This window comes from Psychrobacter sp. Sarcosine-02u-2 (genome assembly GCF_002836335.1).
Classification (GTDB): domain Bacteria; phylum Pseudomonadota; class Gammaproteobacteria; order Pseudomonadales; family Moraxellaceae; genus Psychrobacter; species Psychrobacter faecalis.
In genome coordinates this window covers 1-5955 of record NZ_PJBX01000017.1, presented here as the reverse complement: position 1 = coordinate 5955, position 5955 = coordinate 1, and the positions used below count along the sequence as shown (strand labels likewise).

4 protein-coding genes are annotated in these 5955 nt (G+C 42.9%); 1 reads left to right on the top strand and 3 read right to left on the bottom strand.

The features are described 5' to 3' along the window. Nucleotides 1-738 precede the first annotated feature (738 nt). Complete coding sequence (locus tag CXF58_RS00760) at nt 739-2286, top strand: acetyl-CoA hydrolase/transferase family protein (RefSeq protein WP_102076275.1); 1548 nt, start codon at nt 739-741, stop codon at nt 2284-2286. Between the two features lie 171 nt (nt 2287-2457). On the opposite strand, the gene CXF58_RS00755 is transcribed toward CXF58_RS00760, so the two are convergent. The 3 genes from CXF58_RS00755 to nirK all read right to left on the bottom strand — a co-directional run bounded on the left by CXF58_RS00755 (nt 2458) and on the right by nirK (nt 5908). Continuing rightward, nucleotides 2458-3237 carry an SCO family protein gene (locus tag CXF58_RS00755; RefSeq protein ID WP_180952485.1) on the bottom strand — a complete coding sequence of 260 codons (780 nt, stop codon included), beginning with the start codon at nt 3235-3237 and terminating at the stop codon, nt 2458-2460. 100 nt (nt 3238-3337) lie between these two features. Then, nucleotides 3338-4240: a formylglycine-generating enzyme family protein gene (locus tag CXF58_RS00750; protein WP_228706498.1), complete on the bottom strand. Its 903-nt coding sequence runs from the start codon at nt 4238-4240 to the stop codon at nt 3338-3340. 141 nt (nt 4241-4381) lie between these two features. Continuing rightward, nucleotides 4382-5908 (bottom strand): copper-containing nitrite reductase, encoded by a 1527-nt coding sequence (gene nirK / locus CXF58_RS00745; protein WP_228706497.1) that lies wholly within the window; start codon nt 5906-5908, stop codon nt 4382-4384. Nucleotides 5909-5955 lie beyond the last annotated feature (47 nt).

Here is a 5955-nt window from a genome sequence, read left to right as displayed (position 1 = left end):
GGTTAATCTAGTCATAACACTATGATTATCAATTATTCTATATATGTCAACACACCCTAGAATTATAATTAAATATCAGGTTTTATGGCTGATATAAAATAATCTTCTATTTAAAAACACGGTCACTTTTTAGAGAGTGTTAAATAAGCACACAAATTACAAACCAACTCTTAATCCCTGAAGATTTATAGTTAATAGTTATACGATTATTAAAGTAAGAAAAATAATATTTATGTTTATTATTATCATTTTATTTAAAATAAGCGCTATCTTTTAGATGTTTGCATTTGCTAACTCATTAAAAGTCAAAGATATAATTCTCTTTAACACCAAGCGCTTATCTAGGTTTCTCATAAATTTGGCAGTTAAGCACCCTCTATCCTTATTAGACTTCCATCAAGACTAAAATTAATCTTAGAGTATTTTTAAAATTTAGTTAATAGTATTTTTAATTACTGTATAGTTATTTAAGATTTTTTAACTTTATATAGCTAAAAAGCTTCAAGTTATTGCTTTAAAAATAATCAAAAAACAAATCTCATCTCTTGTAATTTTATGAACTATTGTTAATTATTAAAAGTAGTTTTTAAGGACGTAAATTAAAATTTGAGACAAGCAACTTGTCTTTTATCCCAAAGTTGTTAATATACTCCATTGTATTTTATTGCTGTTTCGGTATCAAACGTCTCATTATTTTGAGGGTTTGGTGTTAATAGGGAAGTTACTAGGAAAAAAGGTATGAGTGCAATTAGCCACGAAGAGCGCGTTCGTCACGAAGGTTTGCGTGAAAAAATCATGTCAGCAGAGCAAGCAGCAACATTTATCTTGCATGATATGAATGTTGGAATGAGCGGTTTCACAGGGGCAGGTTATCCAAAAGCCGTCCCAGCTGCGTTAGCAGAGCGTATAAAAGCGGCGCAAGCTCGCGGCGAAGAATTTAAAATCGGTTTATTAACCGGCGCATCGACCGCTGCAGAATGCGACGGCGTCTTGGCTGAAGCCAATGGTATCAAGATGCGCACGCCTTATCAGTCAGAGCCTGCGCTACGTAAGCAAATCAACGCTGGTGAAACGCATTATTTTGACATGCATTTATCACACGTCGCTCAGCAAAGCACCTTTGGTTTTTATGGTGACATGCACATGGCGGTGGTTGAAGTGGCCGGTATTTTGCCAGATGGTCGCCTGATTCCATCTACCTCTATCGGTACCAATAACGCATGGTTGCACAATGCCGATCAAATTATTTTAGAAGTAAATAGCCGCCAAAGCTTATTGTTAGAAGGTATGCACGATGTTTTTGATGACATTGGTTTGCCGCCGCATCGTAAACCGATTCCGATTACCACACCGGGTGAGCGTATTGGCGAGCCGTACCTAACTTGTGATTTGGATAAAGTCGTCGCCGTGGTCTTAACCGATTCACCGGACCGCAATAGTAAGTTTGCCGATCCTGATGAGTGCTCAACCAAAATTGCCGGCTACATTATCGACTTTTTCCATGAAGAAGTGAAAAAAGGTCGCATGCCAGCCAACTTATTACCGATTCAATCTGGTGTAGGTAACGTTGCCAATGCAGTATTGGCGGGCTTACAAGCCAGTCCGTTTGAAAACTTAACTGGCTATACCGAAGTATTGCAAGACGGTATGTTAGATTTGATTATGTCAGGCAAAATGACCCAAGCGTCGGCAACGGCGATGTCATTAAGCCCAGAGGCATTAGCACGTTTTAATGCCAATATCGAAGAATTACGCAAACGTATTATTTTGCGCCCACAAGAAATCACTAACCATCCTGAAGTATCGCGTCGTCTTGGCGTGCTCGCTATCAATGCGATGATTGAGTGTGACCTTTATGGTAATGTCAACTCAACCCACGTCATGGGTACCAATATGATGAATGGTTTGGGCGGCTCTGGCGACTTTGCGCGTAATGCCTTTACCTCAATGTTTGTCAGCCCGTCAGTTGCTAAAGGCGGCGCTATTTCATGCATCACGCCCATGGTGTCACACGTTGACCATACTGAGCATGATGTGATGATTATCGTCACTGAGCAAGGTCTGGCGGACTTGCGTGGTTTGTCACCACGTCAACGCGCGCAAAAAATCATTGATAACTGTGCACATCCAGACTATCGTCCAATGCTACAAGATTATTATGATCGTGCTGCACAGACGGCTGGCATGCAAACGCCGCATTTGCTCGATGAATCTTTATCTTGGCATCAGCGTTATGTTGAAACCGGCGATATGCGCGTCAAAAAAGGTTTGGCTTTGGCGGTTTAGGTTTCAGTGCTTAACTAAATACTTACTGAAAGGCTTAACGCCAAAATCAGCGCCGTAGCTGATGACACAATGAAAAACACCGCTTGTCTGTTAGTAGATAAGCGGTGTTTCTTTGTCTTTTAGATACAGGTAAATTTAAAAGTAAAGGTTACAAGTATGATTTTTAAATGCTTAACTATGGCTGTTTAAATACTCAATCAATGGCTCAATGCCAGAGTCGGCAACCCCAACGCCTTGGGCGACCAAACGACCGTCTTTATCTAATACAGATATCAGATTAGAGTGGTTAATATCACCATTATCGGCAAATTGATATTTGATATTTAAGGTGTTGGCAAGCATGCGGGTGCTGGCTTCATCGCTACGAATCAGGCGCCAGTTATCACCAAGATTATTATGCTCAGCAAAGTTTTTCATCACTTCGGCCGTATCGCGCTCCGTGTCCAAAGTCGCCAGTAAAAACTCCGTTTGCGCACGTGCTTCAGGCGTCATCTCTTTGTACATCTGTTTCATGGATTGCACCAAGATAGGGCAGGTATGCTGACAGCTGGTATAAGCCATCACCACCACTTGATTTTTACCCTCAAGCTTATCAAGCTCAAAGGTATTGCCACGATGATCTGTCCAGTCGCCGCCTGCTTGATAAATAGAATACTCTTGCCCGAGCGCTTCTGCTGGTTCTTGGGCATTCATATCGGCATGATTCATCTGTTGATGATCCTTACCTTTCATGTCGTGATGATTATCTGTCGCGACTTTAGATTCAGAAGTAGTATCAGCTTGACTGTCTTGCGTCGTCGCCGAGTTAATCGCGTCAGGATTGCTACAGGCGAGTAAGCCAATACAGAGCCCAGTAGTCAAAGCCAGTTTGATAGCATAAGCCAGATGAGACAATGGCTGAGTTACTGTATTTTTTGAACTTGTATTTTGCATAGTTTTTATTGTTTTCATAAGGCAATCCTTAAATACCATTAAATTCAATTGAGCATAAAAAGTAGGGCGCTGTGTTAAAAGGGTGCTAGGTTAAAGTAGAGCGCTATGTTAGGGCAAGTTAATTACTAGCACAGCGAAAACCTAGGCTGCTGACCGTGTATTTGGCTTCTAAGCTTGAGCGAAAACCATAGCGCATAAAGGCTGCATAATCACTTGGGTCGACCGCACCTGCTGCACCCGAGCCACAAAACATTTCTTGGTTTAGATTGCTGTCTGAACGTGATTCGCCAGTGACCAAGCTATTATTAAAATTCTCTGTCCATTCCCAAATCAAACCGTGCATGTCTTTGACGCCCCAATAGTTGGCAGGGCTTTGTCCGACATCGGCAAGCTGGTCTTTGTTGCCAGCAGACTTACCATACCAATTAAGAATGCGCTGGTTGTAACCGGCCTCCAAGCTGCCATTTTTATTGCTGGTAGAAGCTTGTGCGACATATTCCCACTGTTCAACCGTTGGTAAGCGCTTGTTTTGCGCACGGCAATACTGATTGGCGGCATACCATGACACATTGACTACAGGCTTACGGAAATCCGCCTTTTTAGGCACAGAGATATTTTTGGTATTGATCCAGTGCTTTAGATAACCAGAATCGGCAAAAATAGGTGCAATGGCACGTTGGCGAAACTTTGGATTTTCTTTTATAAATTGATAAAACTGTATATTGGTGACGGGTAGCTCATCAATTTTGAATGTATCGACTGCCACCAATGGTGAGTTTTTGCTCAAATATAACGGACGATAAGTGCCGGGCCGAATAGTCAGCTCTTTTGCTTGCGCTTGCGTGCTTATCAACGCAAAGTCGGTTGTCATGCTCAGAGCACTAACGACCAATAACAGTGCGAGCGGGCGAGCGGTTGTATGCACAATATTCCGAGCGTTCATATTTAGAGTGTTGTTTTTTTGAATCTCAATGCTGCGAGTGTTGCTTTTGCGAGTGTTAGTAATGTAAGTCCATAACATAACTAATCTCCTAGTAAACCAAAAAAAGGACGGTGCCAAACGCTTGTTCAATCAGATACTGTATTGAAAATGACTGTTCAATGAGAGTTTTTTCATCGAACAGTCTAATTGCAACCCTATTAACTAGCGTAGCTTTCTAGGTTATTTACGAGCAGCTTTGACCTCTTCTGGCGTCACTTCACCACCTTTATTGCCCCAACTGTTAATAATATAAGTAACGACGTTGGCGATTTTTTCATCATCTAGGGCAACAGCTGGCATGACACTGTCGTACTCCTCGCCGTTGACGGTAATTTTACCCGTCAAGCCATGCAAGATAGCATCGACGGCGCGTTTTGGGTCTTGGTTAAGGTAGTCAGACTTGGCCAATGGTGGGAAGGCTTTTGGTATACCAGCACCATTTAATTGGTGACAAGCCGCGCAGTTACTAGCGTAAACAGACTCACCCATTTTAATTCTTTCTTGCTTGTTGGCAGCGGTCACGACTGGCGCAGGCGCATTGGTTTTACCAAGACTTTGTGCCGCTGAGCCTTCAGGTAAGTAGACGTCTTCACGCACTTTTCCTGAATATATTTTCTTGTCCTCTGCACCTTTGACATCGATGATACCAAGCGCACCTTTGTTAAATGCCCGGAAAATAGAGTGGTCAACCATCACAAGCTCGCCTGGAACATCTACTTTGAACTGGGTAATCGCGGCGCCCCCTGCAGGGATAAGGGTGGTTTGAACATTATGGTTTTCAGCGCTACCGCCTTCCATGTTGACCTTGTCGAAAATCTCACCAATCACGTGGAATGATGACACCAAGTTAGGACCACCGTTACCAACGAATAGACGAACCGTTTCACCGACGTTGGCTTTTAACGAGTTTTCACCGGTAAGCGCGCCAACTGAACCGTTAAATAACACGTAATCTGGCTGCTCTTTTACCGCTTTTTCCATATCAAAAGGTTGTAGGCCTTTATCGCCATAGTTGCCTTTGGTATAAAAATCGCCCTGCATGACATAAAATTCACGATCAACCTTCGGTAAACCGCCTTCTGGCTCAACCAAAATTAGACCATACATACCGTTTGCGATGTGCATACCGACGGGCGCTACCGCACAGTGATAGACATACAAGCCTGGTTTTAAGGCTTTAAAGTTAAACTCTGAGGTATAACCAGGAGAGGTAAACGAAGAAGCGGCACCGCCCCCTGGACCTGTCACCGCATGTAAGTCAATATTGTGCGGCATTTTTGAATCAGGGTGGTTTGATAAGTGAAACTCAATTTCATCGCCTTGACGTACGCGAATAAATTGTCCTGGTACCTGCCCGCCAAATGTCCAGAAGTTGTACTCAACGCCATCTGCTAGACGCATGGTTTTTTCTACAGTTTCCATTTTTACGATGACTTTTGCCGCATAGTCACGATCGATGGGTGGTGGTACTTCAGGCGCATGGGTGATAACCGCATCAATCACTGGTAGCTCGCCATTTTTGGTGGTTGGCGCTTTGCTGTCTTTTGTGGTTTGAGTGGTTTCCACGCTGGTTGCTGTGGCCTTATCAGGGGTTGATTTATCACAACCGACCATTCCTACCGTACCAAGAGCAAGAAGACAAGCTAATGCAAGTTTAGAATAGCTGAGGGCTTGAGGCTGAGAGGTTGTAGAGTTAAAAAGACGCATAAGGCTCTCCAAAAATTAAAAATAAGTGGCTCATTTAACAAAGCTCG